The 24,171-nt window shown below is 42.2% G+C and carries 39 protein-coding genes and 2 pseudogenes; 39 read left to right on the forward strand and 2 right to left on the reverse strand.

Annotation, left to right across the window (positions count from 1 at the left end):
* Position 1 precedes the first annotated feature (1 nt).
* From rplD to salA, 36 genes and pseudogenes are all read left to right on the forward strand, one after another.
* A complete protein-coding gene (gene rplD, locus GQY27_RS17810; protein ID WP_160036607.1) occupies positions 2–625 on the forward strand; it encodes a 50S ribosomal protein L4 in 624 nt (207 codons plus the stop codon).
* Positions 625–915, forward strand: coding sequence for a 50S ribosomal protein L23 (gene rplW, locus GQY27_RS17815; RefSeq protein ID WP_160036608.1), 291 nt, complete (start codon positions 625–627; stop codon positions 913–915). The genes rplD and rplW overlap by 1 nt, the downstream gene beginning before the upstream one ends.
* Positions 916–944: 29 nt before the next feature.
* On the forward strand, positions 945–1,775 hold the full coding sequence (rplB, locus tag GQY27_RS17820) for a 50S ribosomal protein L2 (protein WP_160036609.1): 831 nt from the start codon (positions 945–947) through the stop codon (positions 1,773–1,775).
* 75 nt (positions 1,776–1,850) lie between these two features.
* Entirely contained in the window at positions 1,851–2,129 is a 279-nt protein-coding gene (rpsS, locus tag GQY27_RS17825) for a 30S ribosomal protein S19 (RefSeq protein WP_160036610.1), read from the forward strand.
* A 36-nt stretch (positions 2,130–2,165) separates the two neighbouring features.
* Complete coding sequence (gene rplV / locus GQY27_RS17830; protein ID WP_160036611.1) at positions 2,166–2,498, forward strand: 50S ribosomal protein L22; 333 nt, start codon at positions 2,166–2,168, stop codon at positions 2,496–2,498.
* Positions 2,499–2,511: 13 nt separating this feature from the next.
* A complete protein-coding gene (gene rpsC, locus GQY27_RS17835) occupies positions 2,512–3,174 on the forward strand; it encodes a 30S ribosomal protein S3 (protein ID WP_160036612.1) in 663 nt (220 codons plus the stop codon).
* Between the two features lie 2 nt (positions 3,175–3,176).
* Complete coding sequence (rplP, locus tag GQY27_RS17840) at positions 3,177–3,611, forward strand: 50S ribosomal protein L16 (RefSeq protein ID WP_160036613.1); 435 nt, start codon at positions 3,177–3,179, stop codon at positions 3,609–3,611.
* Positions 3,601–3,798 carry a 50S ribosomal protein L29 gene (gene rpmC, locus GQY27_RS17845; RefSeq protein WP_160036614.1) on the forward strand — a complete coding sequence of 66 codons (198 nt, stop codon included), beginning with the start codon at positions 3,601–3,603 and terminating at the stop codon, positions 3,796–3,798. Before rplP ends, rpmC begins: the two co-directional genes overlap by 11 nt.
* 52 nt (positions 3,799–3,850) lie before the next feature.
* Positions 3,851–4,117 (forward strand): 30S ribosomal protein S17, encoded by a 267-nt coding sequence (rpsQ, locus tag GQY27_RS17850; RefSeq protein ID WP_160036615.1) that lies wholly within the window; start codon positions 3,851–3,853, stop codon positions 4,115–4,117.
* A 34-nt stretch (positions 4,118–4,151) separates the two neighbouring features.
* Positions 4,152–4,523, forward strand: coding sequence for a 50S ribosomal protein L14 (gene rplN / locus GQY27_RS17855; RefSeq protein ID WP_160036616.1), 372 nt, complete (start codon positions 4,152–4,154; stop codon positions 4,521–4,523).
* Positions 4,524–4,591: 68 nt separating this feature from the next.
* Positions 4,592–4,945, forward strand: coding sequence for a 50S ribosomal protein L24 (gene rplX / locus GQY27_RS17860; RefSeq protein ID WP_076315706.1), 354 nt, complete (start codon positions 4,592–4,594; stop codon positions 4,943–4,945).
* 32 nt (positions 4,946–4,977) lie between these two features.
* Positions 4,978–5,517 carry a 50S ribosomal protein L5 gene (gene rplE / locus GQY27_RS17865; protein ID WP_160036617.1) on the forward strand — a complete coding sequence of 180 codons (540 nt, stop codon included), beginning with the start codon at positions 4,978–4,980 and terminating at the stop codon, positions 5,515–5,517.
* A gap of 71 nt (positions 5,518–5,588) precedes the next feature.
* Positions 5,589–5,774, forward strand: a complete 186-nt coding sequence (locus GQY27_RS17870) for a type Z 30S ribosomal protein S14 (RefSeq protein ID WP_010348808.1) — start codon at positions 5,589–5,591, stop codon at positions 5,772–5,774.
* A 31-nt stretch (positions 5,775–5,805) separates the two neighbouring features.
* Positions 5,806–6,204 (forward strand): 30S ribosomal protein S8, encoded by a 399-nt coding sequence (gene rpsH / locus GQY27_RS17875; protein ID WP_160036618.1) that lies wholly within the window; start codon positions 5,806–5,808, stop codon positions 6,202–6,204.
* A 30-nt stretch (positions 6,205–6,234) separates the two neighbouring features.
* Positions 6,235–6,777, forward strand: coding sequence for a 50S ribosomal protein L6 (gene rplF, locus GQY27_RS17880; protein WP_160036619.1), 543 nt, complete (start codon positions 6,235–6,237; stop codon positions 6,775–6,777).
* Positions 6,778–6,896: 119 nt separating this feature from the next.
* Positions 6,897–7,265, forward strand: coding sequence for a 50S ribosomal protein L18 (rplR, locus tag GQY27_RS17885; RefSeq protein WP_160036620.1), 369 nt, complete (start codon positions 6,897–6,899; stop codon positions 7,263–7,265).
* Positions 7,266–7,291: 26 nt separating this feature from the next.
* A complete protein-coding gene (gene rpsE, locus GQY27_RS17890; RefSeq protein WP_160036621.1) occupies positions 7,292–7,789 on the forward strand; it encodes a 30S ribosomal protein S5 in 498 nt (165 codons plus the stop codon).
* 12 nt (positions 7,790–7,801) lie between these two features.
* A complete protein-coding gene (rpmD, locus tag GQY27_RS17895) occupies positions 7,802–7,987 on the forward strand; it encodes a 50S ribosomal protein L30 (protein WP_160036622.1) in 186 nt (61 codons plus the stop codon).
* Between the two features lie 47 nt (positions 7,988–8,034).
* Positions 8,035–8,475, forward strand: coding sequence for a 50S ribosomal protein L15 (gene rplO / locus GQY27_RS17900; protein WP_160036623.1), 441 nt, complete (start codon positions 8,035–8,037; stop codon positions 8,473–8,475).
* The gene (gene secY, locus GQY27_RS17905) at positions 8,475–9,773 is read left to right on the forward strand and encodes a preprotein translocase subunit SecY (protein WP_160036624.1); all 1,299 of its coding nucleotides are present in this window, start codon (positions 8,475–8,477) and stop codon (positions 9,771–9,773) included. The genes rplO and secY overlap by 1 nt, the downstream gene beginning before the upstream one ends.
* Before the next feature lie 111 nt (positions 9,774–9,884).
* Positions 9,885–10,529 (forward strand): adenylate kinase, encoded by a 645-nt coding sequence (locus GQY27_RS17910; protein WP_160036625.1) that lies wholly within the window; start codon positions 9,885–9,887, stop codon positions 10,527–10,529.
* 113 nt (positions 10,530–10,642) lie between these two features.
* Positions 10,643–10,765 (forward strand): annotated as a pseudogene (locus GQY27_RS22100) (type I methionyl aminopeptidase); the annotation flags it as partial.
* Between the two features lie 130 nt (positions 10,766–10,895).
* Positions 10,896–11,202: pseudogene (locus GQY27_RS17920) on the forward strand (KOW motif-containing protein).
* A 2-nt stretch (positions 11,203–11,204) separates the two neighbouring features.
* On the forward strand, positions 11,205–11,420 hold the full coding sequence (gene infA / locus GQY27_RS17925; protein WP_017692098.1) for a translation initiation factor IF-1: 216 nt from the start codon (positions 11,205–11,207) through the stop codon (positions 11,418–11,420).
* A 158-nt stretch (positions 11,421–11,578) separates the two neighbouring features.
* On the forward strand, positions 11,579–11,692 hold the full coding sequence (gene rpmJ, locus GQY27_RS17930; RefSeq protein WP_003333770.1) for a 50S ribosomal protein L36: 114 nt from the start codon (positions 11,579–11,581) through the stop codon (positions 11,690–11,692).
* Between the two features lie 21 nt (positions 11,693–11,713).
* Positions 11,714–12,082: a 30S ribosomal protein S13 gene (rpsM, locus tag GQY27_RS17935; protein WP_160036626.1), complete on the forward strand. Its 369-nt coding sequence runs from the start codon at positions 11,714–11,716 to the stop codon at positions 12,080–12,082.
* Positions 12,083–12,101: 19 nt separating this feature from the next.
* Positions 12,102–12,497: a 30S ribosomal protein S11 gene (gene rpsK / locus GQY27_RS17940; protein WP_068537278.1), complete on the forward strand. Its 396-nt coding sequence runs from the start codon at positions 12,102–12,104 to the stop codon at positions 12,495–12,497.
* A 132-nt stretch (positions 12,498–12,629) separates the two neighbouring features.
* Positions 12,630–13,574 carry a DNA-directed RNA polymerase subunit alpha gene (locus GQY27_RS17945; protein WP_160036627.1) on the forward strand — a complete coding sequence of 315 codons (945 nt, stop codon included), beginning with the start codon at positions 12,630–12,632 and terminating at the stop codon, positions 13,572–13,574.
* A gap of 35 nt (positions 13,575–13,609) precedes the next feature.
* Positions 13,610–13,975, forward strand: coding sequence for a 50S ribosomal protein L17 (gene rplQ, locus GQY27_RS17950; RefSeq protein WP_160036628.1), 366 nt, complete (start codon positions 13,610–13,612; stop codon positions 13,973–13,975).
* A 173-nt stretch (positions 13,976–14,148) separates the two neighbouring features.
* The gene (gene truA, locus GQY27_RS17955) at positions 14,149–14,964 is read left to right on the forward strand and encodes a tRNA pseudouridine(38-40) synthase TruA (protein WP_160036629.1); all 816 of its coding nucleotides are present in this window, start codon (positions 14,149–14,151) and stop codon (positions 14,962–14,964) included.
* Positions 14,965–15,131: 167 nt separating this feature from the next.
* Positions 15,132–15,569, forward strand: a complete 438-nt coding sequence (rplM, locus tag GQY27_RS17960) for a 50S ribosomal protein L13 (RefSeq protein ID WP_160036630.1) — start codon at positions 15,132–15,134, stop codon at positions 15,567–15,569.
* A 19-nt stretch (positions 15,570–15,588) separates the two neighbouring features.
* Positions 15,589–15,984 carry a 30S ribosomal protein S9 gene (rpsI, locus tag GQY27_RS17965; RefSeq protein WP_160036631.1) on the forward strand — a complete coding sequence of 132 codons (396 nt, stop codon included), beginning with the start codon at positions 15,589–15,591 and terminating at the stop codon, positions 15,982–15,984.
* Positions 15,985–16,310: 326 nt separating this feature from the next.
* Positions 16,311–17,003 carry a phosphoadenylyl-sulfate reductase gene (locus GQY27_RS17970; protein ID WP_160036632.1) on the forward strand — a complete coding sequence of 231 codons (693 nt, stop codon included), beginning with the start codon at positions 16,311–16,313 and terminating at the stop codon, positions 17,001–17,003.
* 48 nt (positions 17,004–17,051) lie between these two features.
* The gene (gene sat, locus GQY27_RS17975) at positions 17,052–18,221 is read left to right on the forward strand and encodes a sulfate adenylyltransferase (protein WP_160036633.1); all 1,170 of its coding nucleotides are present in this window, start codon (positions 17,052–17,054) and stop codon (positions 18,219–18,221) included.
* A 123-nt stretch (positions 18,222–18,344) separates the two neighbouring features.
* Positions 18,345–19,073 (forward strand): N-acetylmuramoyl-L-alanine amidase CwlD, encoded by a 729-nt coding sequence (gene cwlD / locus GQY27_RS17980; protein ID WP_442950918.1) that lies wholly within the window; start codon positions 18,345–18,347, stop codon positions 19,071–19,073.
* Between the two features lie 93 nt (positions 19,074–19,166).
* Entirely contained in the window at positions 19,167–20,276 is a 1,110-nt protein-coding gene (gene salA, locus GQY27_RS17985; protein WP_160036635.1) for an iron-sulfur carrier protein/transcriptional regulator SalA, read from the forward strand.
* 102 nt (positions 20,277–20,378) lie between these two features.
* Here salA and gerD read toward each other — a convergent pair whose 3' ends face one another.
* Complete coding sequence (gene gerD / locus GQY27_RS17990) at positions 20,379–21,146, reverse strand: spore germination lipoprotein GerD (protein WP_236570650.1); 768 nt, start codon at positions 21,144–21,146, stop codon at positions 20,379–20,381.
* Positions 21,147–21,274: 128 nt separating this feature from the next.
* Between gerD and GQY27_RS17995 the strand changes: the two genes are divergently transcribed.
* Complete coding sequence (locus GQY27_RS17995) at positions 21,275–21,877, forward strand: KinB-signaling pathway activation protein (RefSeq protein ID WP_160036636.1); 603 nt, start codon at positions 21,275–21,277, stop codon at positions 21,875–21,877.
* A 17-nt stretch (positions 21,878–21,894) separates the two neighbouring features.
* On the opposite strand, the gene pdaB is transcribed toward GQY27_RS17995, so the two are convergent.
* Positions 21,895–22,707 (reverse strand): polysaccharide deacetylase family sporulation protein PdaB, encoded by an 813-nt coding sequence (gene pdaB / locus GQY27_RS18000; RefSeq protein ID WP_160036637.1) that lies wholly within the window; start codon positions 22,705–22,707, stop codon positions 21,895–21,897.
* A 116-nt stretch (positions 22,708–22,823) separates the two neighbouring features.
* Here pdaB and GQY27_RS18005 point away from each other — a divergent pair, with 116 nt between their 5' ends.
* Positions 22,824–23,435: a stage II sporulation protein M gene (locus GQY27_RS18005; RefSeq protein WP_160036638.1), complete on the forward strand. Its 612-nt coding sequence runs from the start codon at positions 22,824–22,826 to the stop codon at positions 23,433–23,435.
* Positions 23,436–23,527: 92 nt separating this feature from the next.
* Positions 23,528–23,755 carry a hypothetical protein gene (locus GQY27_RS18010; protein WP_160036639.1) on the forward strand — a complete coding sequence of 76 codons (228 nt, stop codon included), beginning with the start codon at positions 23,528–23,530 and terminating at the stop codon, positions 23,753–23,755.
* Positions 23,756–24,171 lie beyond the last annotated feature (416 nt).

The raw sequence follows: 24,171 nt of genomic DNA on the forward strand, positions 1-24,171 counted from the left end.
AATGCCAAAAGTAGCACTTTATAATGTCAGTGGTAGCCAAGTAGGAGAAGTTGAATTGAATGACGCAGTATTCGGAATTGAGCCGAACACTCACGTTCTTCATGATGCTGTTGTTATGCAACGCGCTTCCCTTCGTCAAGGTACACACAAAGTAAAAGGACGTTCTGAAGTACGTGGCGGTGGACGTAAACCTTGGAAACAAAAAGGTACAGGTCGCGCTCGTCAAGGTTCGATCCGTGCACCACAATGGGTAGGTGGTGGTACTGTATTCGGTCCAACTCCGCGCAGTTACGCTTTCAAACTACCTAAAAAAGTTCGTCGTCTGGCGATCAAATCCGCATTGTCTTCTAAAGTAATCGACAACGAAATCATCGTTCTGGATGCTCTTACGCTGAATGCACCGAAAACTAAAGAATTTGCAGCTATTTTGAACAATCTTAAAGTAGATCGCAAAGCTTTGATCGTTGGTTCAGGCTATGATGATAATGTTGCTCTTTCCGCGAGAAATATTCCTGGTGTGAAATTTGTTGCGGCTGACGGCATTAATGTTCTTGACGTACTTACGTACGACAAACTGATCATTACAAAAGAAGCAGTACAGATGGTAGAGGAGGTTCTTGCGTAATGAAAAATCCTCGTGATATCATTAAACGTCCAGTAATCACTGAACGTACAGCTGATATGATGGCTGATTTGAAATATGTTTTCGAAGTAGATGTTCGTGCAAATAAAACAGAAATCAAAGCTGCTGTTGAAGAGATCTTCAACGTTAAAGTGAAAAACGTGAACACACTTCGCGTGCCTGGTAAGTTGAAACGTTACGGCCGTTACTCTGGCTACACTCCAGAGTGGAAAAAAGCTTTCGTAACTCTCGCTCCAGATAGCAAAGCACTTGAGTTCTTTGAATCTGTATAAGAAACTGCTAAAGTAAGGAGGGAAATTCAGTGCCAATTAAAAAGTACAAACCGACATCTCCGGCTAGACGTAATATGTCCGTATCCACTTTCGAAGAAATTACGACTAACCAGCCTGAGAAATCGTTGCTAGCTCCGCTGAGCAAAACAGCAGGCCGCAACAACCAAGGTAAAATTACGGTTCGTCACCATGGCGGCGGACACAAACGTAAATATCGTATTATTGACTTTAAACGTACTAAAGATGGAATACCGGGCCGCGTTGCTACAATCGAGTATGACCCTAACCGGACTTCCAATATTGCTCTGATCCACTACGCAGATGGTGAGAAACGTTACATCATCGCTCCAAAAGGACTTAAAGTAGGAGATCAAATCGAATCTGGACCAACTGCAGATATCAAGACAGGTAATGCTTTGCCTCTTGAAAATATTCCAGTAGGTACAGTTATTCATAACATCGAGCTTCAACCAGGTAAAGGTGGCCAATTGGTCCGTGCAGCTGGTACAGAAGCACAACTTCTTGGTAAAGAAGAAAAATACGTGACTGTTCGTTTGTCATCTGGTGAAGTTCGCCGCATTCTTAAAGTTTGCCGCGCTACGATCGGATCCGTTGGTAACCAAGATCACGAATTGATTAAAATCGGTAAAGCAGGCCGTAGTCGCTGGCTCGGAAGACGTCCTGAAGTCCGCGGGGTAGTAATGAACCCTAATGATCACCCACACGGTGGTGGTGAAGGTAAAGCTCCAATCGGTCGTAAATCGCCAATGTCTCCTTGGGGTAAACCAACTCTTGGATACAAAACACGTAAGAAAAACAAAGCTTCTGACAAATACATCGTTCGCCGCCGCACGAAGTAATACACGTTACTGTGCATAACTTCGCGCGCGCGATCGTGAATGAACGAGAACATTGGATGAAGGGAGGATTTACACATGAGTCGCAGTCTAAAAAAAGGGCCATTTGTTGATGGACACCTGATGAAAAAAGTTGAAGATATGAACGAGTCTGGGAAGAAACTAGTGATCAAAACTTGGTCCCGTCGCTCTACAATTTTCCCGCAATTCATTGGACATACGTTTGGTGTGTATGACGGCCGTAAACACGTTCCTGTATATGTAACGGAAGATATGGTTGGACACAAACTGGGTGAGTTCGCTCCTACGCGTACTTACAAAGGTCATGCAGCAGACGATAAGAAAACAAGAAGATAAATGATCAAGCGCTAATGTTTGAGAGGAGGTTAAACAATGGAAGCAAAAGCACATGCCAAGTTTGTTCGGATTGCTCCTCGTAAAGTTCAACTTGTTGTTGACTTAATTCGTGGTAAGCAAGTGGGCGAGGCGATCGCAATTCTGCGTCACACTCCAAAATCCGCTTCTCCAGTAGTTGAGAAATTGCTCAACTCTGCTATTGCTAATGCAGAGCACAATTACTCTTTGGATATTAACAATCTGGTTATCTCACAAGCTTATGTAAACCAAGGACCGACTATGAAACGTTTCCGCCCTCGTGCAATGGGACGTGCAAGTCGTATCAATAAACGCACCAGCCACATTACTTTGGTGGTATCCGAAAAATAAGGAGGGAAAACGTGTGGGACAAAAGGTAAATCCCATCGGGCTCCGTATCGGAGTTATCCGTGACTGGGAATCCAAATGGTACGCAGGCAAAGATTTCGGTGATCTCTTGCTTGAAGACGTAAAAATTCGTGAATACCTGAAAAACAAATTGAAAGACTCCGCAGTATCTCGTATTGAAATCGAGAGAGCGGCTAACCGTGTCAATGTAACGATCCATACTGCTAAACCAGGAATGGTTATCGGTAAAGGTGGATCCGAAGTTGAAATTCTCCGTGGTCAAATCACGAAGATTGCAGGCGGTAAAAAAGTTCACATCAACATTTCTGAAATTAAACAACCAGATCTTGACGCAATTCTTGTAGCTGAAAGCATTGCACAACAATTGGAACGCCGTGTTTCTTTCCGTCGTGCTCTGAAACAAGCAATTCAAAGAACTATGCGCTCTGGTGCAAAAGGAATTAAAACACAAGTAGGCGGACGTCTTGGCGGAGCTGAGATCGCACGTTCTGAAGGCTACAGCGAAGGAACTGTTCCACTGCATACGCTTCGTGCCGACATTGACTACGGTACAGCTGAAGCTCATACTACTTACGGCCGTCTGGGCGTTAAAGTATGGATCTATCGTGGAGAGGTTCTTCCTACGGCTAAGAAAGCTGCTAAGGAAGGAGGCAACTAATCATGTTGGTACCAAAACGTGTTAAACACCGCAAGCAACAACGCGGACACATGAAAGGCCAAGCTAAAGGCGGTACTACACTGAACTTTGGTGAATATGGCTTGCAAGCTACTGAGCCAGCGTGGATTACGAACCGTCAGATCGAGGCTGCTCGTATCGCGATGACTCGTTATATCAAACGTGGTGGTAAAGTTTGGATTAAAATTTTCCCTGATAAGCCAATTACTCAAAAGCCTCTAGAGGTTCGTATGGGTAGTGGTAAAGGTAACGTTGAGAAATGGGTTGCTGTAGTTAAACCAGGAAAGATCATGTTTGAACTTTCTGGCGTACCAGAAGATGTTGCTCGCGAAGCAATGCGTCTGGCTGCTCACAAGCTGCCAATCAAAACGAAGTTTGTGAAACGTGAAGAATTGGGTGGTGAAGTAAATGAAGGCTAGTGAATTCCGCAACCTAACCACTGCTGAAATTGAGCAAAAGATTGCCGGATTTAAAGAAGAACTCTTTAACCTCCGCTTTCAACTCGCTACCGGTCAGCTTGATAACCCAACTCGTATTCGTGACGTACGTAGAGAAATTGCACGTGCTAAGACGATCATCCGTGAAAGAGAACTTGGGATTAGCTAATATATAGTACCGGATGGACAATCCGTCTTTAAATGAGGAAGGAGGCCCAACAATGAGCGAAGAACGCAACGCACGTAAAGTGCAAGTCGGTAAAGTGGTTAGCGACAAAATGGATAAAACAATTGTGGTTGCTGTAGAAACTTACAAAAAGCATGATTTGTACCATAAACGCATCAAGTACACTAAAAAGTTCAAAGCACATGATGAAAATAACACTGCTAAAATTGGTGATGTTGTTAAAATCATGGAAACTCGTCCTTTGTCGAAAGACAAGAACTGGAGACTTGTTGAAGTCGTGGAAAAAGCGATTATCATTTAATGATTTTCAGCTTGGCTGAAAGGAGGAAAACAAGATGATTCAACCATTTACACGTTTGACTGTAGCAGACAACTCTGGTGCGAAGGAACTGATGTGTATCCGCGTACTGGGTGGTACGGGACGTAGTCGTACAGCTTCAATCGGAGACCTTATCGTTTGTTCTGTCAAACAAGCAACACCAGGCGGCGTTGTCAAAAAAGGTGATGTGGTAAGAGCAGTTGTGGTTCGCACAAAACGTTCTGTTCGTCGTAAAGATGGATCTTACATCGCATTTGATGAGAATGCAGCAGTGGTAGTTAAAGAAGACAGAAGCCCTCGTGGTACTCGTATTTTCGGACCAGTTGCTCGCGAACTTCGCGAAAAAGACTACATGAAAATCGTTTCCTTGGCTCCAGAAGTTATCTAATATAACAACTTAATCCTTCTGAGGATTGATTTATAGCTTGTTCACGCAAGTCATAGGAGGTGTACGAAATGGCAAAAGTGAAAAAGGTCTTGGAATCTCATAACAACAAGTTGCACGTCAAAAAAGACGACACTGTTATGGTGATCAGCGGTAAAGACAAAGGCAAAAAAGGCCGTGTCATCGCAGCTTATCCTCGTGAGAACCGTGTTCTTGTAGAAGGTGTTAACCTCGTTAAAAAACACCAAAAGCCTAACCAGCTTAATCCGCAAGGCGGAATCATCGAGAAAGAAGCTCCAATCCATGTATCGAACGTGATGCATATTGATCCGAAGAGCGGAAATGTAACTCGTATTGGTTACAAAGTGTTAGACAACGGCAAAAAAGTACGCGTTGCTAAACGTTCCGGAGAATCGATCGACTAATGTAACCGAATGAGAAAGGAGGTCCATAATTCATGGCAAGATTGAAAGAACGTTTTCTAAATGAAATAACTCCTGCTTTGGTGCAGAAGTTTGAATATAGCTCAGTAATGCAAGTTCCTAAAATCGAAAAAGTGGTTATCAACATGGGGGTGGGTGAAGCTGTCCAAAACTCCAAAGTGCTTGATTCCGCTGTGAATGATTTGCAGCTGATTTCTGGTCAAAAACCAGTAATCACAAAAGCTAAAAAATCAATCGCTGGTTTTAAACTGCGTGAGAACATGCCAATTGGGGTTAAAGTGACATTGCGCGGCGAGCGTATGTACCACTTCCTTGATAAATTGTTCAACATTACTCTTCCTCGTGTACGTGACTTCCAAGGGGTATCAAACAAAGCGTTTGATGGTCGTGGTAACTACACACTTGGTCTTAAAGAGCAACTCATCTTCCCTGAGATTGAGTATGATAAAGTGGACAAAGTCCGCGGTATGGATATCGTAATCGTAACTACGGCTAAAACCGATGAAGAGTCTCGCGAATTGCTTACTCAACTCGGAATGCCTTTCGCAAAGTAAGAATCTAAAGTATCCGGGAGTCTTTGAGAGACCCCGAATTCTCCGAAATTATTTAGGAGGTGTCAGGCTAAGTGGCAAAAACTTCAATGAAAGTTAAACAACAACGTGCTCCGAAGTTTAAAGTTCGTGCTTATACTCGTTGCGAACGTTGTGGTCGTCCACATTCTGTATTACAGAAGTTTAAAATTTGCAGAATTTGTTTCCGTGAATTAGCTTATAAAGGCCAGATCCCTGGCGTGAAAAAAGCAAGCTGGTAAAAAGTCCTGAACGGGAAGGAGGTTACACACAATGACTATGTCTGATCCAATTGCAGATATGCTTACTCGCATTCGTAATGCGAACACAGTTCGTCACGAAACGGTAGAAATGCCTGCTTCGACGATGAAAAAACAAATCGCTGAAATCCTGAAGCGTGAAGGTTTCATCCGTGATGCTGAATATGTGGATGATAACAAACAAGGAATCATCCGTATTTTCTTGAAATACGGACAAAACAACGAGCGTGTTATTACTGGTCTGAAAAGAATCAGTAAACCAGGTCTACGTGTTTACACGAAGAGTAATGAAGTACCTCGCGTACTTGGCGGTCTCGGAATCGCGATCATTTCTACTTCTAAAGGCGTAATGACAGATAAAGAAGCTCGCCAAGCAAAATCTGGCGGCGAAGTTATCTGCTACGTTTGGTAATATAAGTCACAAAACAAGGAGGTGCAACACATGTCCCGTATTGGTCGCAAACCAATTTCTGTACCAAGTGGCGTAGAAGTCACTATGAATGACTCCGTTATTACGGTTAAAGGTCCTAAAGGTACACTCACACGTGAACTTCATAAAGATATGAAGGTAACTGTTGAAAATAATGAAATTCTTGTAACTCGTCCTTCTGACAACAAACTCCATCGTTCTTTGCACGGTACTACTCGTTCCGTAGTTAGTAACATGGTAAGTGGTGTAACTGAAGGTTTCGAAAAATCTCTAGAGCTGGTTGGGGTCGGATATCGTGCAAGCAAATCTGGAGATAAAATCGTATTGAACGTAGGTTACTCCCATCCGGTAGAAATCACTCCGGAGCCGGGTATTGAGTTTGATGTTCCTACAAACACAAAAATCATCGTTCGCGGTATCAACAAAGAGCGTGTAGGTGCATATGCAGCTGAGATCCGTTCTGTTCGCGAACCTGAGCCTTATAAAGGTAAAGGGATTAAATATGAAGGCGAGCGCATTATCCGTAAGGAAGGTAAAGCCGGTAAGAAGAAATAAGTTTTCTTACCGTTTTTCCTTCGTCCCTATCATATGGTGGCGATATGCTCGTGTTTCTAATATACCCTGTGCGTCTTAAAATGAAGCTTTAAAGGCAAACTGAAGGGAGTGAAACGAAGATGATTACTAAACAAGATAAGAACAAAGTGCGTCTGAAAAGACATATCCGTGTTCGTGGTAAAATTTCTGGAACAGCTGAACGTCCACGTTTGAACGTATTCCGTTCATCCAAGCATATCTACGCTCAATTGATCGATGATGTAGCAGGTGTAACCCTGGTATCCGCATCAACAGTAGATAAAGAAATCAGTGGCGAAATCAGTAACGGTGGTAACGTAGAAGCGGCTCGTAAAGTCGGCGAACTCGTTGCTAAACGTGCAAAAGAAAAAGGATACACTAACATCGTTTTCGATCGTGGTGGCTACCTTTATCATGGACGTGTTCAAGCATTAGCTGATGCTGCTCGTGAAGCAGGGCTTGAATTCTAAGATATTTTTAAAAGGAGGTTAACGACTTGCGTGTAGATCCTAACACTTTAGAACTCACTGAAAGAGTTGTAAATATTAATCGCGTAGCTAAAGTAGTAAAAGGCGGACGCCGTTTCAGTTTCAGTGCACTAGTTGTTGTCGGCGATGGCAACGGCTGGGTTGGAGCTGGTATTGGTAAAGCTGGCGAAGTACCTGATGCGATTCGCAAAGGTATTGATGATGCTAAGAAAAATCTGATTTATGTGCCAATCGTAGGAACATCTATTCCTCACACGATCACTGGTAAGTTCGGTGCTGGACGTGTTCTTTTGAAACCAGCTTCTGAAGGTACTGGAGTTATCGCTGGTGGACCAGTACGTGCCGTTCTGGAACTTGCTGGTGTAGGTGACATTTTGACAAAATCACTGGGTTCTTCGAATTCCATGAACATGGTCAATGCGACCTTGGAAGGTTTGTCCCGCTTGAAACGCGCTGAAGATGTAGCGAAATTGCGTGGAAAAACTGTCGAAGAGCTTCGGGGCTAAGGAGGGAATCTCATGGCTAAATTGGAAATTACCCTCGTTCGCAGTTTGATCGGACGTAATGAGTCACAAAGAGCGACTGTTAACACACTCGGTCTTCGTAAGATCAACCAAACTGTGGTTCATAACGATAATGCTGCTATCCGCGGTATGGTGAACAAAGTAAGTCACATGGTTTCTGTTAAAGAAATCCAAGAGTAATACGTAAGGGACTTGTCCCACAAATCATTAAGGAGGTGCAACGAACGATGAAGTTACATGAACTTTCTCCAGCACCTGGATCCCGCAAAGAACGCAAACGCGTTGGACGCGGTACTTCCAGCGGTATGGGTAAAACTTCAGGTCGCGGTCATAAAGGTCAAAACTCTCGCTCTGGCGGTGGTGTACGTCCAGGCTTCGAGGGTGGACAGAACCCATTGTATCGTCGTCTGCCAAAACGCGGATTCATAAATCCTACTCGTAAAGAGTATGCAGTTGTGAATCTTCAAGATCTGAACAGTTTTGAAGCAGGTACAGAAGTAACTCCAGAAATTTTGGTTAACTCGGGTATTGTGAAAAACACAAAATCCGGAATCAAAATTCTGGGTAATGGCGATATTACTGTGAAATTGACAGTTAAAGCTAACAAGTTCTCTCAATCTGCGGTAGAGAAAATCGAGGCTGCCGGCGGTAAAACCGAGGTGATCTAATGCTCACAACCTTAAAGAATATATGGCGAGTTGAAGATCTGCGTAAACGGATTTTATTCACTCTCTTTGTTCTGATAATCTACCGCATTGGCTCCTTTGTTCCGGTTCCCGGAGTTAATAAAGAAGTTTTTACTGCGGCAGATTCGCAAGGCAGAGAATTGTTTGGTCTTCTGAACACATTCTCGGGCGGAGCGTTGTTCCAATTTTCGATCTTCGCGCTCGGGATTATGCCATATATTACAGCATCCATCATTGTACAGCTTCTGTCGATGGATGTTATTCCGAAACTAGCGGAATGGGCTAAACAAGGTGAGCATGGTAAGAAAAAACTTGCGCAGCTCACACGTTATGGTACAGTAATTTTGGGGTTAATCCAGGCTTTTGGTACATCTATTGGTTTTAACCGTTTGTATGGACAGGAAATGGTGCCGAATGCAACATTCATTGACTATATTGTCATTGCTATCGTATTGACTGCAGGTACTTCGTTCCTCATGTGGCTCGGTGAACAGATTACTGAAAAAGGTATTGGTAACGGTATTTCTATTATTATCTTTGCAGGTATCGTTTCAACGATTCCTAATGTGATCCGTACAACAGTTGAATCTGAATTTATCCAGGCTGATCAAGTATTCATGAATGCACTTAAAGTGATTATTGTGGTACTTGTTCTCCTGTTAACAGTAGTAGGGGTTATCTACATCCAGCAAGCGATTCGGAAAATTCCGGTTCAATATGCGAAACGTGTTGTAGGTAACAAAATGTACGGTGGACAAAACACTCATATTCCGCTGAAAATTAATGCGGCAGGTGTAATCCCAGTCATTTTCGCTGTATCTCTTCTCCAGTTCCCAGTCATTATTGCTTCATTTTGGGCTAATTATGGTTGGGCTACATGGGTCACTCAGAACTTGTCTTATGACAAACCGCTGGGTATGGTGCTCTATGTACTAATGATTATCGGCTTTACGTTCTTCTACACTTTCGTGCAGATGAATCCGCAACAAATGGCCGATAACATGAAGAAGAATGGTGGTTATATCCCAGGCATTCGCCCGGGTAAAGCAACTGAGAAATACTTGTCCCGTGTCATGACTCGTTTGACTATGACCGGAGCTTTGTTCTTGGCTGTCATCTCCGTTCTACCTGTATTCTTAGGTTCACTTTCTGGTTTGCCGCAAGTTGCACAACTTGCAGGTACATCCATGCTGATCGTAATCGGTGTAGCACTGGATACGACCAAACAAATCGAAAGTCAATTGATTAAACGCCATTACAAAGGTTTCATCAATAAGTAGCCATAGGTTCCGGTATTGAAAGCAGCTAATCATTTGTTTGATTGTTGCCAGAACCGGCACCTATTGTGCTGTTTCTTGTTGAAGGGATAGTCTTGGAGGGAGTGACATAACGTGAACATTTTATTCATGGGCCCTCCTGGGGCAGGGAAAGGGACACAAGCAGAAGCAATTGTAAATGAATTCAGCATTCCTCACATTTCAACAGGCGATGCATTTCGCTTAGCGATCAAACAAGGAACTCCTATCGGGATGAAAGCTAAAGAATACATGGATCAAGGACTGCTTGTACCAGACGATGTTACAATCGGTATTGTTGAAGAACGCCTACATCAGCCGGACTGCAAGAAAGGGTTTCTGTTGGATGGATTTCCAAGAACCATTTCTCAAGCAGAAGCGCTTGACGGTATTCTGAATCGACTTAATACTGGTTTGGACCATGTCATCAACTTGAAAGTAGACCGTGACAAGCTTCTTGCTCGTCTAACAGGACGTCGCTTGTGTAAAAATTGCGGTGCTACGTATCATGTTGTTTTTAACCCTCCTAAACAGGAAGGCATTTGTGATAAATGCGGCGGCGAATTGTATCAACGTTCTGATGATAATGAAGAGAGCGTAGGTACACGTCTTGACGAATATATCAACAAAACTGCACCACTCCTCACGTTTTATGAGAACAAAGGTCTTCTGCGTCAAATCGACGGGGAACAGGAAATTCATGCGGTGTCGCAAGAGATCGTATCCTTACTGCGAGGTTAATGGTAATGATCATTTGTAAGTCCGATGCAGAACTGGGATCAAACTGTGATGTAAGGTTAACTCGCACATTAGTGCAGGTTGATCCTGCAATTCACGGTATTGCTCGGGTTTTGTCCGGAGAACTTGACCAAATGACTGATCAACATAATCGCAGTCAAGGGGCTGTGCCGTCTTTCACAGGTTATAACGGTTTTCCTGCCAGTATTTGTACTTCAGTCGATGAACGAAGAGTGCATGAAGCGTCGAACAATGTTCGGCTGTATACAATGTCGTATGACAATGTGCTGTGTGCTCAAGAACTTTCTTTTGTTCTTAACCAGACAGGATGTAATTTTTACGAAAGCGAGATGCGTAGGTGATGAGACGATGAATCAAAAGATCCCACAAGTCGGACAGATCGTAAAAATACTTCGAGGCAGAGATGCCGGTCAGATTGCAGTAGTCATTGCTGTTGAGGACAACAGGTTCGTGTATATTGCTGACGGATACAAACGTAAGTTTGACGGACGAAAGAAGAAGAACCTTCTTCACCTGGAACCCCAGCCGATGATTAGCAGCGAGGTTGTGAACAGCTTAAACGAAGTTGGACGGGTAACGAACGGAAAACTGCGTTATGCAGTTCAGCAGTTCTTAAATGTAGGCGAAGTTCAAAGCTGAAGAGAAAGGAGACTAACTGTGGCCAAAGAAGATGTCATTGAAGTGGAAGGAACGGTTCTTGAGCCGCTTCCCAACGCAACGTTCAAAGTAGAGCTTGAGAATGGTCATCAAATTCTAGCTCACGTTTCCGGCAAACTGCGGATGCACTTTATCCGCATTCTGACAGGAGATAAAGTGGTTGTTCAGTTATCGCCTTATGACCTAACAAAAGGGCGTATAACTTATCGTAAATAGTAAGGCTTATTTTCTGAAATAACGATGAAGGTTTATATCAGCTTTGCATGGTATCCTAATCTAGTGTACGCTATGTAGATAGATTGTGTATCATCTGGCTGTTAGCATGCTTTCGAAGTCAGTTTTACTCATCGTAAAACTTTGAGGAGGTAATCAACATGAAGGTAAGACCTTCTGTAAAACCTATCTGCGAGAAATGCAAAGTCATTCGCCGCAAAGGTAATGTAATGGTCATCTGCGAAAATCCGAAACACAAACAAAAACAAGGATAATAGAAGGGGGTGTAGCGTAAAATGGCTCGTATAGCTGGTGTGGATTTGCCACGTGATAAACGCGTTGAGATCGCCTTGACATATATTTTCGGAATCGGTTCAACGACTTCCAAGAAAATTTTGAGCGAAACAGGCATTAGTCCGAATACTCGTGTCCGTGATCTTACGGAAGATGAAGTGAGCAAATTACGTGAAAGTATCGACAAAACGGTTAAAGTAGAAGGTGACCTTCGTCGAGAAATTTCTTTAAATATTAAACGTTTGACTGAAATCGGATGTTACCGTGGTGTTCGTCACCGTCGTGGACTTCCAGTTCGTGGACAACGTACTAAAACAAATGCTCGTACGCGTAAAGGTCCTCGTCGTACTGTAGCAAATAAAAAGAAATAAGAAGGGAGGATAATCTACAATGGCTAAACCGAAAAAAGTCGTACGTACTAAACGTCGTGACCGTAAAAATATTGAGTCTGGCGTGGCTCATATTCGTTCCACGTTCAATAACACAATTGTTACTATTACGGATCCACACGGTAACGCTATCTCTTGGGCAAGCTCCGGCGGTCTTGGATTTAGAGGTTCCCGTAAGTCGACTCCATTCGCAGCTCAAATGGCAGCAGAAACTGCAGCTAAAGCAGCAATGGAACACGGCATGAAATCAGTTGAAGTTATGGTTAAAGGTCCAGGTGCCGGCCGTGAAGCAGCGATTCGCTCTTTGCAAGCTGCTGGTCTTGAAGTTAACCTGATCAAAGACGTAACTCCTGTGCCACATAACGGATGCCGTCCTCCAAAACGTCGTCGTGTCTAATGAGATTTGCCCCTTCGTGTGGTATAATCCGGCACAATCTGTTAATAATGGTTGTTTAGGCATACTACATGGTAACACTAGATAAGGTAAATATTTCATATCGGACCGACGTTTTGAAGGAGGGGTATTGCAGTGATAGAAATCGAAAAGCCAAAAATTGAGACGGTAGACGTCAACGATGATGGCACTTATGGCAAATTTGTGGTAGAACCGCTGGAACGCGGATATGGTACGACGCTGGGTAACTCGCTGCGCCGTATCTTGCTTTCCTCACTTCCAGGTGCGGCAGTTACATCGGTGCAAATCGATGGAGTGTTGCACGAGTTTGCTACAGTTCCTGGCGTAATGGAAGACGTTACGGAAATCATTCTGAACCTTAAAGCTTTGTCTTTGAAGATTCACTCTGATGAAGAGAAGATTCTTGAGATTGATGCTGAAGGTGAAGGGGCTGTTACAGCCGGAGATATCCGTGCGGATAGTGATGTTGAAATCCTTAATCCGGATCTTCATATCGCTACTCTTGGTCCAGGTTCGAGACTTCACATGCGTATTTATGCCAATCGCGGTCGCGGCTACGTCCAGGCAGATCGGAATAAACGCGATGATCAGCCGATCGGCGTCATCCCTGTGGATTCGATCTATACCCCGATTGCGCGTGTCAACTACGGTGTTGAAAATACGCGTGTAGGTCAAGTAACAAACTACGATAAGCTTACACTTGAAATTTGGACTGATGGCAGCATTCGTCCAGAAGAAGCTGTAAGTCTTGGCGCTAAAATCTTGACTGAACATGTACTGCTCTTTGTGGGTCTAACAGACGAAGCGAAAGATGCAGAAATCATGGTCGAAAAAGAGGAAGACAAAAAAGAAAAAGTACTCGAAATGACGATCGAAGAGCTCGATCTATCTGTTCGATCCTATAACTGCTTGAAACGTGCTGGTATCAACACGGTTCAAGAACTTACAACAAAAACTGAAGAGGACATGATGAAGGTTCGTAACCTGGGTCGTAAATCTTTAGAAGAAGTGCAAGAGAAGCTCGAAGAGCTTGGTTTGGGTCTTCGTACAGAAGAATAAGCAACACGATTGCTTGAAGTGAAGGAGGGGAAAACATGGCATACCAAAAGTTGGGTCGTAACTCCAGTGCTCGTAAAGCATTGTTCCGTGACCTCGTAACGGATCTGTTCTTGTATGAGCGCATTCAAACGACGGAAGCGAAAGCAAAAGAAGTTCGTTCTATTGCTGAAAAACTGATCACTAAAGCTAAAAAAGGTGATTTGCACGCACGTCGTCAAGTTGCTGCATATGTGCGCCGTGAAACAATTGATGGTGAACAGGATGCAATTCAAAAACTGTTCAGCGATATTGCACCACGTTACACTGAGCGTCCAGGTGGATACACTCGTATCATGAAACTGGGACCTCGTCGCGGTGATTCTGCACCTATGGTTTACTTGGAATTAGTAGACCGCGTGTAATATGAAGCGAGAGTGAAGGAAGGGTGGACAGGATCTAGGTTCTGAACTGCCCCTTTTTTTCGCTAGTGCTGCGCTGTAGTTTGGGGAGGAGCTCCGAGAGGAGCTCTTTTTCATTGTGATGCTGTCATTACGAATGGATGCTTTGATTAGTATGGTATGATGAGGTGAGAATAATGCGGAATATATGTATGCGTGTGAATTACGATGGAACGGATTACTTTGGTTTCCAGACACAGCCCATAGGCAACACAATACAAGATATTATCGAAAAATCGATTAACTATCTGACTGGAGAGGAAATCAAAATCCATGCTTCGGGACGTACTGATGCTGGGGTCCATGCAAGAGGGCAAGTGTTTCACTTTCACACAGAGTCCAAGATTCCTCTTGAGCGCTGGTGCATGGCTCTTAACACAAGACTGCCTGACGACATCGTTATAACAGATGCATACGAAGTACCACTCTCATTTCACTCCAGGCGTTCTGCCAAAAGAAAGACTTATCGTTACACAATTAATGCTAATCAATTTGTAGATATATTTAATCGCCGGATACAGTTGCACCATCCAGGCAAGCTCGATATTAAGGCAATGAATGAAAGTTTGCCGTACTTACTAGGTACACACGACTTTACTTCTTTCGCATCCAGACATTCAACGAAGGATTCCCATGTCAGGACTTTATATGAAGCGCGATTGGACCACGACACTTCCATGTGCAGAGTGGATCATCCGCGAGATCAAGGTGTTATTCATATCTATTTGACGGGTAGTGGCTTTCTTCAGCATATGGTGCGGATTATTATCGGTACGCTCCTGGAAATAGGAGAAGGGAAACGTCAGCCTAAGGATATGAAACATATCCTAGCTGCACAAGACCGTTCTGCGGCTGGCCCAACAGCGGTTAGTAAGGGTTTAATGTTATGGAATGTTGAGTATGAACATCTCCTAAAAAAAACCTGCGATAATGTCTTGCGAAGTAGCATTTAATCGTGTAATATATAAGTTGTGTTTTCTTAATGGCTTTCCCACAGCCCCATTTAAGTAAACGATATGCAACACACGTAAATCCATCAAACTAACAGCAACTTTTAACGAATATAAATGATAACTATTTATGCGTATTATGAACGCGATATTTAAAGGAGGATCTTTTCATGCGTACCACTTATATGGCTAAGCCTAATGAAGTAGAGCGTAACTGGCACATCATTGACGCTGAAGGCAAAACGCTTGGCCGTTTGGCGAGCGAAGCTGCGGCTTTGATCCGCGGTAAACATAAGCCACAATTTACTCCACACGTTGACACTGGTGATTTCGTTGTTGTCATCAACGCTGAGAAAATTGTTCTTACAGGTAAGAAAATGGACAACAAAAAATACTATCGTCATTCCATGCACCCAGGTGGTCTTAAAGTCACTGTTGCAAAAGACATGGTAAAAAACAAACCTGAACGTATGATCGAACTTGCTGTACACGGCATGCTTCCTAAAACTCGTATGGGTAACCAAATGAAACTTAGATTGAAAGCATATGCTGGCGCTGAACATCCACATGCAGCACAAAAACCTGAAGTTTACGAACTTCGCGGATAATTAAAAGGAGGACAGTTTCATGGCACAAGTACAATACTATGGGACAGGTCGTCGTAAACATTCGGTAGCTCGTGTTCGCCTTGTACCGGGTGAAGGACGCATTGTCATTAACAAACGTGATATCAACGATTATTTCGGCGGTTTGGAAACACTCAAACTGATCGTTAAACAACCACTTGAACTGACTGAAACTACAAGCAACTACGATATTCTCGTTATTGCTCACGGTGGCGGTATTACTGGTCAAGCAGGAGCAATTCGTCACGGTATCGCCCGTGCACTTCTTAAAGTAGATCCTGAGTACCGTGGAAGCTTGAAAAAAGCTGGCTTCTTAACACGTGACCCACGTATGAAAGAGCGTAAAAAATACGGTCTTAAAGCAGCTCGTCGCGCACCTCAGTTCTCCAAACGTTAATTTGTTCGGATCAAAAGTCCTTTCTTCTTCGGAAGAGAGGGCTTTTTTGTTGTATAAAGAATCAATTTTAGTTACTTTATTAGGTCTATATAGACAAAATGCTTCTTATTCCTTTTTATATCGTTACAAATTTACTGTTTTCATGTGGTAAGAATTTGATTCACATCGAAGGAATATGATTAGAATATAAATAATTTCTTTTAATTCTGACAGTTTACCTTGGAAATAGCATTGACATATAACTGGAAATATTTATACTTAATTGTAATTCATATCATATATATCGGTTTAGTGTAAAAAATATCACCCCTATGGGAGGTTACATTGTGAATCTGTTAGAAAAAGAAGAATTGGCAAAAGACAAGGCAATTGAACTGGAAGATGCTTCTCCTGAAGAGATTATTCAATATGCTGTTGAGACATTTCCGAACATTACTCTTGCATGTAGTTTTGGTGCAGAAGATGTTGTTTTAGTGGATATGATACAAAAAATCAGTCCCGCTACCGATATCTTCTATCTTGATACAGACTTTCATTTTAAAGAAACTTATGAAACAAGGGATCGACTTGTGGCACGTTATCATATTGACTTTGTTCGTGTTTCTCCTACGCTGACACCTGATGAGCAAGCTGCTACTTATAGTCCAGAGCTTTGGAAATCAGATCCTAACGCTTGCTGTAATATTCGCAAAGTAGAGCCGCTTACGCGTATTTTATCTCAATACGATGCTTGGATTACGGGAATTCGTCGTGATCAAGCGCCAACTCGTGCTAACTCTAAGAAGGTAGAGTATGACACGAAATTTGGACTTATGAAATTTAACCCGATTGCTGGATGGACGAATGAGGACGTATGGAAATACATTAAAGATAATAATTTGATCTATAATCCATTGCATGATCAGAACTACCCTAGTATCGGCTGTGAGCAGTGCACCAGACAGGTAATGCCAGGTGAAGACCCGCGCGCAGGTCGCTGGTCAGGCAATGATAAGACTGAATGCGGACTTCATAAATAAATATTTATTACATTGCTAAAGCGTATATGACTATAGGGAGATGAGATCATGGCATCGATATTACCTCACGGTGGTACATTAGTGAATCGAATTGTAGAAGATAGGAATAGGGAAGAAATGCTTCAAGAAGCTGAGAAACTAAGACGCTTACCGATTAACAATTGGACCATTTCTGATCTTGATCTCATAGGGGTAGGAGCATTTTCTCCTCTTACGGGCTTTATGAATGAAGCGGACTATCAGTCAGTAATTGAAGGAATGAGACTTGCGGATGGTACAGTTTGGAGCATACCTATTACGCTTGATGTTGACATGGAGACTGCACAAAACCTTCAGATTGGTGAGACCATTGCACTTACAGGTCAAGAAGATAATGTTATATACGGCACCCTCACGATAGAAAGCATTTATGAAGTTGATCATGATAAAGAAGCGAAGAATGTGTATAAGACAAATGATCAGGAACATCCAGGGGTAAAAAAACTGTTTGAACGTTCTGTCTTTTATATTGGCGGTCCTATCTTCGTGTTAAATCGTAAACATCCTGCTAAATTTAATGAGTTCTACTATGACCCCGAGCAGACACGACAACTTTTTCAACAAAATGGCTGGAAAACGATTGTTGGTTTCCAAACACGCAACCCTGTTCACCGTGCCCATGAGTATATTCAGAAAAGCGCTATGGAGATTGTAGATGCATTATTCCTTAACCCGTTGGTAGGTGAAACAAAATCAGATGACGTTCCCGCGAATGTTCGTATGAACAGTTATCTAGCGCTTCTTGAGAACTATTATCCTGCCGATCGCACTTTTTTAGGTGTCTTCCCAGCAGCAATGCGTTATGCGGGCCCTAGAGAGGCTATTTTCCACGCGATAGTACGCAAAAACTATGGATGTACTCATTTTATTGTTGGTCGAGATCATGCTGGGGTAGGGGACTACTACGGTACCTATGAGGCACAAGAGATATTTACTAACTTTACATCTGAGGAACTTGGGATCACTCCTCTTTTCTTTGAACATAGCTTTTTCTGTTTAAAATGTGGCAATATGGCTTCTGCCAAAACGTGCCCGCATAGTAAAGAAGACCATATGACTTTGTCTGGCACCAAAGTAAGAGCACTTCTCCGTGAGGGCAAGTGTCCGCCACCTGAATTCACACGTCCAGAAGTGGCCCAAATATTGATTCAAGGTATGGCGGAACACGTTACATCTTAGTTTTTATAAGTTTGTCCCAATGAACGGTATATTTGTCCACCTCGTCCCATATAGATCATTATGGTCATTTATGGGATCGGAGGTGGCTTTTTTATGCGGAAACAGAGTTCGAACAACAAATTCATGGTGTGGATTCATGTGAGCACGATGAAAAAACTGATGATGGGTGTTCTCTTACTGGCACTATTCATCTGTATTGCTACCTATGAGGTCCCGGCGTCAAAGACTTGGAGCACATGGAGCTTGCCGCTATCGGGTAAGGTCATAGCTCTTGATGCTGGTCATGGAGGGCCTGATGGAGGGGCTGTCAGCAAACAAGGAATAATTGAGAAAGATATCAATTTAGCAGTGGCTTTATACTTACGTGATTATTTGCAGCAAGCAGGTGCCACAGTGGTGATGACAAGAGAAAGGGATGTAGACCTTGCTTCCCCTGAGACCAAATCTTACTCAAGACGGAAAACGGAAGATTTAAAGCAGCGAGTTAAGATGATCAGTGACAAAAAAGCAGATCTTTTTATTACCATTCATATGAACAGCATTCCTTCAAATCGCTGGAGTGGTGCTCAGGTCTTCTACTACCCTAATCATGAAGATAATGCAGATTTTGCTGCACTTGTTCAAGATGAGATAAGAAGAAACCTTGAGAACACAGACCGAGTGGCCAAAACAGTAAATACGGTATACCTGCTGCAAGCGCTAAAAATGCCAGCGGTATTAGTAGAAGTTGGTTTTCTATCTCATCCCGAGGAATCTAGACTCCTTGCAGAAGAGGAATATCAGCGCAAAGTGGCAGCTTCGGTTTACAAGGGGATTCTGAGATACACGTCTGGTGAGAAAATGAAAAAGTAGGCCATCTGCACCTCGGTGAGTGATATAATGGACATGTATTAGAAAGATCAGAGTGAAATACATGCCAATAGATAAAGCTGAGGTGCAATTATCATGTTATCAAGAGATCAAGTACTAGAAGTGCTTTCTACCTTGCAGGAGCCTATAAGCGGTCTGTTATTTACAGATTTGCAGTTTATTAGGGATGTCATGGTGAAAGAGGACAGTGTGGCTTTAACCTTGATTTGTTTAACCGATGATGAAAACGTTCGCAATATTTTGAAAAATAATGTCACAGCCCTTCTTCAGGAAGCAGGCGTAAAAGAGGTTCACGTAAGAATGCGCCTTGCATCAGATGCTGAAAAAGAGTTACTCCAAAGCTTTGAACAGAATTCAACCAAAGGAACAGAACCTACCGATGATGAAGTGCTTGTAAAAGGACACGCAGCTGGGATGGAATCTCATGAGTTACTTGACCCGGAATCAGGAGTTACCTTTATAGCGATCGCTAGTGGTAAAGGGGGAGTTGGGAAATCTACAGTGACTGTTAACTTGGCAGTTGCCCTGGCGAGACAAGGTAAAAAAGTAGGAATCATAGATGCAGATATTTACGGGTTTAGTGTCCCAGATATGATGGGCATTGAAGATGCACCTGTATTGATAGATGGAGTAATTCAGCCGGTGGAGCGCTTTGGTGTTAAGGTAATGTCTATGGGATTCTTCGTACAAGAGAACAGCCCTGTCATTTGGAGAGGACCGATGCTTGGCAAGATGCTGCGTCAGTTCTTTAGTGATGTAAATTGGGGGGATTTAGATTATATGATCCTTGATTTACCTCCTGGCACAGGCGACGTCGCGCTTGATGTACACCAAATGATTCCACAAAGCAAAGAAATTATAGTGACCACACCGCATGCCACAGCTGCATTTGTTGCTGCTAGAGCAGGGGCTATGGCGATCCAAACCAATCATGAACTACTTGGTGTAATAGAAAATATGGCTTACTACGAGTGTAGTACATGCGGTACAAAAGATTATGTATTTGGAAGAGGTGGAGGAGGCCGACTAGCAGAAAGCTTGCACACAGAACTCCTTGCTCAAATTCCATTAGGTTCTCCCGACAATCATATATCTGAACCGGATTTTTCACCTTCGGTGTATAAGGAAAATACAGAGATCGGTAAAATATATGATGAAGTGGCCAAACACTTAATTACAAGCTAAAACTTTTCGGTGATGACACAAAATCACTACATGATTATATTCAAAAGGCCAAGCGCTTCGCTTGGCCATTTTTTTCTAGGAGAATGGCCTAGTAATGATTAGTTACCCACCAGTACCACTGCTGTCACCGCCGCCACTACTACTGCCGCCTTGTTCTTTTTTACCGCCTTGGCTCTTAGATTGGCCTTTCTTCTCTTGATCTCCTCCAGCACCTTCACTTTGTTTAGGCTGAAGTTCTTCTTTGACGACAGATTTTAACAGTTCCATAACTTCCATCCGGAAAATAGGATTTTGCATGGCTTCCTGCATAACACTCATCGTCTGTTTACGATAATCTGCTGTTTGGGTTAGTTGTAATAACATTTTAGTCATTTCCGGCGATTTTAAGATATCTTCCATCGATTTTTGATAGGAGGGATCTTTAATAAGTTCCATATGAATTTGTTTACTTTGAGAATTGACTACTTTAGCAAAATCCCCGGCAAACTTAGGATCTTTCATAATTTCCTCGAATACTTTTTTGTACTCAGGAGAAGACAAGGTGTCCTTAACAGCTACTCTGATTTCATCAGAAGAGCTTTGCGAAGTGAGCATTTTTATTCCTAACCCTTTAGATGTATTTCCTGAACTGCTTGCATTACTCCCCGAACCTGCTTCGCTGGATGAACTTTGGCCTGAACTACGTTCTCCGAGAAGAGCCTCTTCCAGAGCTTTTTTACCTTCGTCGCTTTTTAGAATATCTATGACCATTGTCTTTGTTTCTTTATAACTCCCCTGCGGAGCAGCACTTGGATTATCAGAACCGCAACCGGATAAAAATAAAGCCAGACCTCCTGCAATACATAAACATTTAATGCTGTGCCACTTCACTAGTCCCACATCCCCTTTGTCTGAATAACTGAATGTAGTATGTGGGGCAAGGAAGGGATTTATGTCTGTTAAGCCATGGTGTTTTTTAGAGATCGTTGGTAAAATAAACACTTGGAGGTGGAAATGTTTTGAATTTAAGGAAATGGTTTAATTTATTCTGGCAAACCCTATGTATCGGTGGGATCGCGTCATTAGTAACTGGACTTATACTCACCACCTGGGAATACAAGCCATCAAGTACAGCAGATTTCCTATTGTATCTACTTATCTTGTTTGGAGCAGGTATGATGATTAGTGTCTATTCACAGCTTGGTTTTTTCGCTTATTTAATCCTTAATTATATGGGGAGAGGCACATTTTCTATAAAAACATGGAATTACATTCAGTTGGCTCTAACGATTCTTGCCTTACTGGAACTCATGTTCTTCCGTATATTTATGGATCATAGTAATACAGGGTTTACTGATATGCTGCTTAGTCTCATTATTTTAACAACCGCAATGGTAACCGCATATTTTAAAGTAAAAGCTACAAATAGTAATGCCCTAATACCTACTTTATTTTTCATGATTGCTTTAACCATAGTGGAGACCATAGGTGTTTTAAATATTGGGGAAAATGCAGCTACCACATTTACCGTGATTCCGCTTCTTGCTTGTAATACATATCAGATTCTCATGCTTCACCGAATTGTATCAAGAACGGGTTTCAAAGCAAAAGAGCTAACTTAAGCGTTAGCTCTTTTTATTTACAGGCCTCCTGCATCTTCAATATGTTGGTCTATAAAAGCTTGATCGCGTACTTCAGTACCTTTTACATTAGACTGATTAATTAATTCGGATACAGTCACGAACTCATATCCTTTTTGACGAAGCTGGTCAATAATAATCGGCAATGCTTCATGAGTTTGTTTTACAGAGTCACTGGCATGGAGAAGAACTATATCACCAGGATGAGCTTTACTGACAACACGATTTACAATTTGATCAACTCCAGGATTCTTCCAATCCAGAGAATCGGTATCCCACTGAACAACCTGATATTTAAGATTATCTGCAATGCGAAGTACTCGCTTATCAAAATCCCCGTTTGGAAGGCGGAGTAAGTTCGGTTCTTTTCCCGATACATCGGTTAAAATAGAGTGGGCTGTTGTAATTTGCTTTTGGATTTCTTCTTCCGTTAAACTACTGTAATTCACATGTTTATATCCATGGCTGCCAATTTCAAAGCCGGCATCTTTAATCTTTGTAACCATATCAGGATGTGTTTTTGACCAAGGGGCAGACAGAAAAAAAGTAGCCTTTTGTAATTTCTTATCCTCAAGTACTTTTAGAATCGGTTCGGTGCGTTTATCCCCCCAGCTGATATCAAACGTCAGTGCGATTATTTTCTTCTCTGTGGGAACACTGTATACTGCGGTTGGAGAACCCCCACCCTCGGAGAATACGGATACATTTTCTGTCTCCACGTAGATGATTCCAAGAGTGAAGATTGCTGCAGCGAAAACAATAAGAAATTTCTTGATCTTTCGTCCATTTAAGACATAGAAATATGAATTCATAATCGATGCTCCTTCCATTTACCAAATCGTTTACTCTTATATGTATGCTCGTACCTTGTACATATGACAAGCAACCTAAGTCAGTCTTACATTGACCATAGAAAGAGGGGAACAAAATGTTTCGTCTACAAACCTTTATTAAAGATCTTTATTCGATATCAAATTATGTGTGGGCATCAGCCATCATTTTTTTGGTTGGAGGAGTCCTTGGTTGGATTAGCACGGGGGTTTTACAAGAAATTATGATTCAGCAAATTAGCGGGATTAAAGAAATCAGTGAGCAGCTGCAGCAGGGGGATAATGTACAGTGGAACTTTTTCACCTTCATATTTTGGAACAATGCAACTAAGGCGGTACTTGTTATATTTGCTGGGGCACTAGCAGGAGTCATTCCAATTATTTTTCTTGTCATTAATGGGGGAGTTCTAGGCTTTTTACTGCATTTATCATGGCAACAGGGTGTAAGTATGTACGATGTGGTTGTAAAAGGGTTGCTGCCGCACGGAATTATAGAAATTCCCGCTATTATCGTCGCATGTGCGTTTGGTCTAAAGTTTGGCGTGCTTATCATTAAATCCTTAGGCCAGAGAATAAAGCGTACTCGCAATCGAACTGTAGACTTCCTTTCCTTTATGAGACAAACCGGTACGGCTTCTGTCTGGATTGTTATTTTTCTGTTCATTGCTGCCATTATTGAAAGCACGATCACATTTGCGCTTGTAAAGTAATTTGAGTTTCAATTCATATTTATGGCAAAACATGAGCATAACAATAAAACATCTTGTAAGGCAGATAAAAAACATGATGAAGGAGTATTGTGATGCTCGGAATGCTGTTTAATGAGAAAGAATGTAAAGAACTAGATTATGTGATTCGCAAGGAACTTGATGAGATGCTACTTGATCTCGGTGATTCTAGGCTGGATCGTGAAATCCGATATGCTATAGCTAACCGTTATAAAACAGTCTTCCGTATGTATGCAAGATTTGCACCTGCAAAAGAACTATCTAAGTATGCGAGAAATGCACGTATCTCACAATTCAAATAATGATGCGGATATAAATGCCCCTTCGGTCCATCTAATCGAATTGGATTGGAAGGGGATTTTATTTTATAAAGTCTACTATTTAGAGGTGGGTTAGAGGGTAGTGTTATTGGTAATAAAGAGTTAAGAGAACTTGACAGGGAACTTAAAACTTTTTTATAAAAAGGTATTGACTCAGTTAGCAAAAATGTGATAAATTATAACTCGTTCCTTTCAAGTGAACATTCTGCTCAGCAGGACGTCGAAAAGACTTCGAAAAAAACTTCGAAAAAAAGTCTTGCATTATTGAAGAGAACATGATATATTATAAAAGTCGCCGCTGAAATTAACAAACGGTGATGAACGCGAAGTTAAACGAAAGATTTTGATCTTTGAAAACTGAACAACGAGGAGTTTTACGCAAGTGAAACTCGTGAGTG

It is taken from the genome of Paenibacillus sp. An7 (assembly GCF_009870785.1).
In the GTDB taxonomy this organism is placed as follows: domain Bacteria; phylum Bacillota; class Bacilli; order Paenibacillales; family Paenibacillaceae; genus Paenibacillus.

Coding starts and splice junctions, on each gene's coding strand:
- rplR (WP_160036620.1), top strand. CDS start 6,897: ATGATTACTAAACAAGATAAGAACAAAGTGCGTCTGAAAAGACATATC.
- rplM (WP_160036630.1), top strand. CDS start 15,132: ATGCGTACCACTTATATGGCTAAGCCTAATGAAGTAGAGCGTAACTGG.
- rpsI (WP_160036631.1), top strand. CDS start 15,589: ATGGCACAAGTACAATACTATGGGACAGGTCGTCGTAAACATTCGGTA.
- cwlD (WP_442950918.1), top strand. CDS start 18,345: ATGGTGTGGATTCATGTGAGCACGATGAAAAAACTGATGATGGGTGTT.
- truA (WP_160036629.1), top strand. CDS start 14,149: ATGCGGAATATATGTATGCGTGTGAATTACGATGGAACGGATTACTTT.
- rplN (WP_160036616.1), top strand. CDS start 4,152: ATGATTCAACCATTTACACGTTTGACTGTAGCAGACAACTCTGGTGCG.
- rplX (WP_076315706.1), top strand. CDS start 4,592: ATGGCAAAAGTGAAAAAGGTCTTGGAATCTCATAACAACAAGTTGCAC.
- GQY27_RS18005 (WP_160036638.1), top strand. CDS start 22,824: ATGTTTCGTCTACAAACCTTTATTAAAGATCTTTATTCGATATCAAAT.
- rplP (WP_160036613.1), top strand. CDS start 3,177: ATGTTGGTACCAAAACGTGTTAAACACCGCAAGCAACAACGCGGACAC.
- rpmJ (WP_003333770.1), top strand. CDS start 11,579: ATGAAGGTAAGACCTTCTGTAAAACCTATCTGCGAGAAATGCAAAGTC.
- rplE (WP_160036617.1), top strand. CDS start 4,978: ATGGCAAGATTGAAAGAACGTTTTCTAAATGAAATAACTCCTGCTTTG.
- rpsS (WP_160036610.1), top strand. CDS start 1,851: ATGAGTCGCAGTCTAAAAAAAGGGCCATTTGTTGATGGACACCTGATG.
- rplW (WP_160036608.1), top strand. CDS start 625: ATGAAAAATCCTCGTGATATCATTAAACGTCCAGTAATCACTGAACGT.
- rpsQ (WP_160036615.1), top strand. CDS start 3,851: ATGAGCGAAGAACGCAACGCACGTAAAGTGCAAGTCGGTAAAGTGGTT.
- rplQ (WP_160036628.1), top strand. CDS start 13,610: ATGGCATACCAAAAGTTGGGTCGTAACTCCAGTGCTCGTAAAGCATTG.
- rpmD (WP_160036622.1), top strand. CDS start 7,802: ATGGCTAAATTGGAAATTACCCTCGTTCGCAGTTTGATCGGACGTAAT.
- pdaB (WP_160036637.1), bottom strand. CDS start 22,707: ATGAATTCATATTTCTATGTCTTAAATGGACGAAAGATCAAGAAATTT.
- rplD (WP_160036607.1), top strand. CDS start 2: ATGCCAAAAGTAGCACTTTATAATGTCAGTGGTAGCCAAGTAGGAGAA.
- rpsH (WP_160036618.1), top strand. CDS start 5,806: ATGACTATGTCTGATCCAATTGCAGATATGCTTACTCGCATTCGTAAT.
- rplO (WP_160036623.1), top strand. CDS start 8,035: ATGAAGTTACATGAACTTTCTCCAGCACCTGGATCCCGCAAAGAACGC.
- rplV (WP_160036611.1), top strand. CDS start 2,166: ATGGAAGCAAAAGCACATGCCAAGTTTGTTCGGATTGCTCCTCGTAAA.
- secY (WP_160036624.1), top strand. CDS start 8,475: ATGCTCACAACCTTAAAGAATATATGGCGAGTTGAAGATCTGCGTAAA.
- sat (WP_160036633.1), top strand. CDS start 17,052: ATGGCATCGATATTACCTCACGGTGGTACATTAGTGAATCGAATTGTA.
- rpsK (WP_068537278.1), top strand. CDS start 12,102: ATGGCTAAACCGAAAAAAGTCGTACGTACTAAACGTCGTGACCGTAAA.
- salA (WP_160036635.1), top strand. CDS start 19,167: ATGTTATCAAGAGATCAAGTACTAGAAGTGCTTTCTACCTTGCAGGAG.
- GQY27_RS18010 (WP_160036639.1), top strand. CDS start 23,528: ATGCTCGGAATGCTGTTTAATGAGAAAGAATGTAAAGAACTAGATTAT.
- rplF (WP_160036619.1), top strand. CDS start 6,235: ATGTCCCGTATTGGTCGCAAACCAATTTCTGTACCAAGTGGCGTAGAA.
- rpsM (WP_160036626.1), top strand. CDS start 11,714: ATGGCTCGTATAGCTGGTGTGGATTTGCCACGTGATAAACGCGTTGAG.
- rpmC (WP_160036614.1), top strand. CDS start 3,601: ATGAAGGCTAGTGAATTCCGCAACCTAACCACTGCTGAAATTGAGCAA.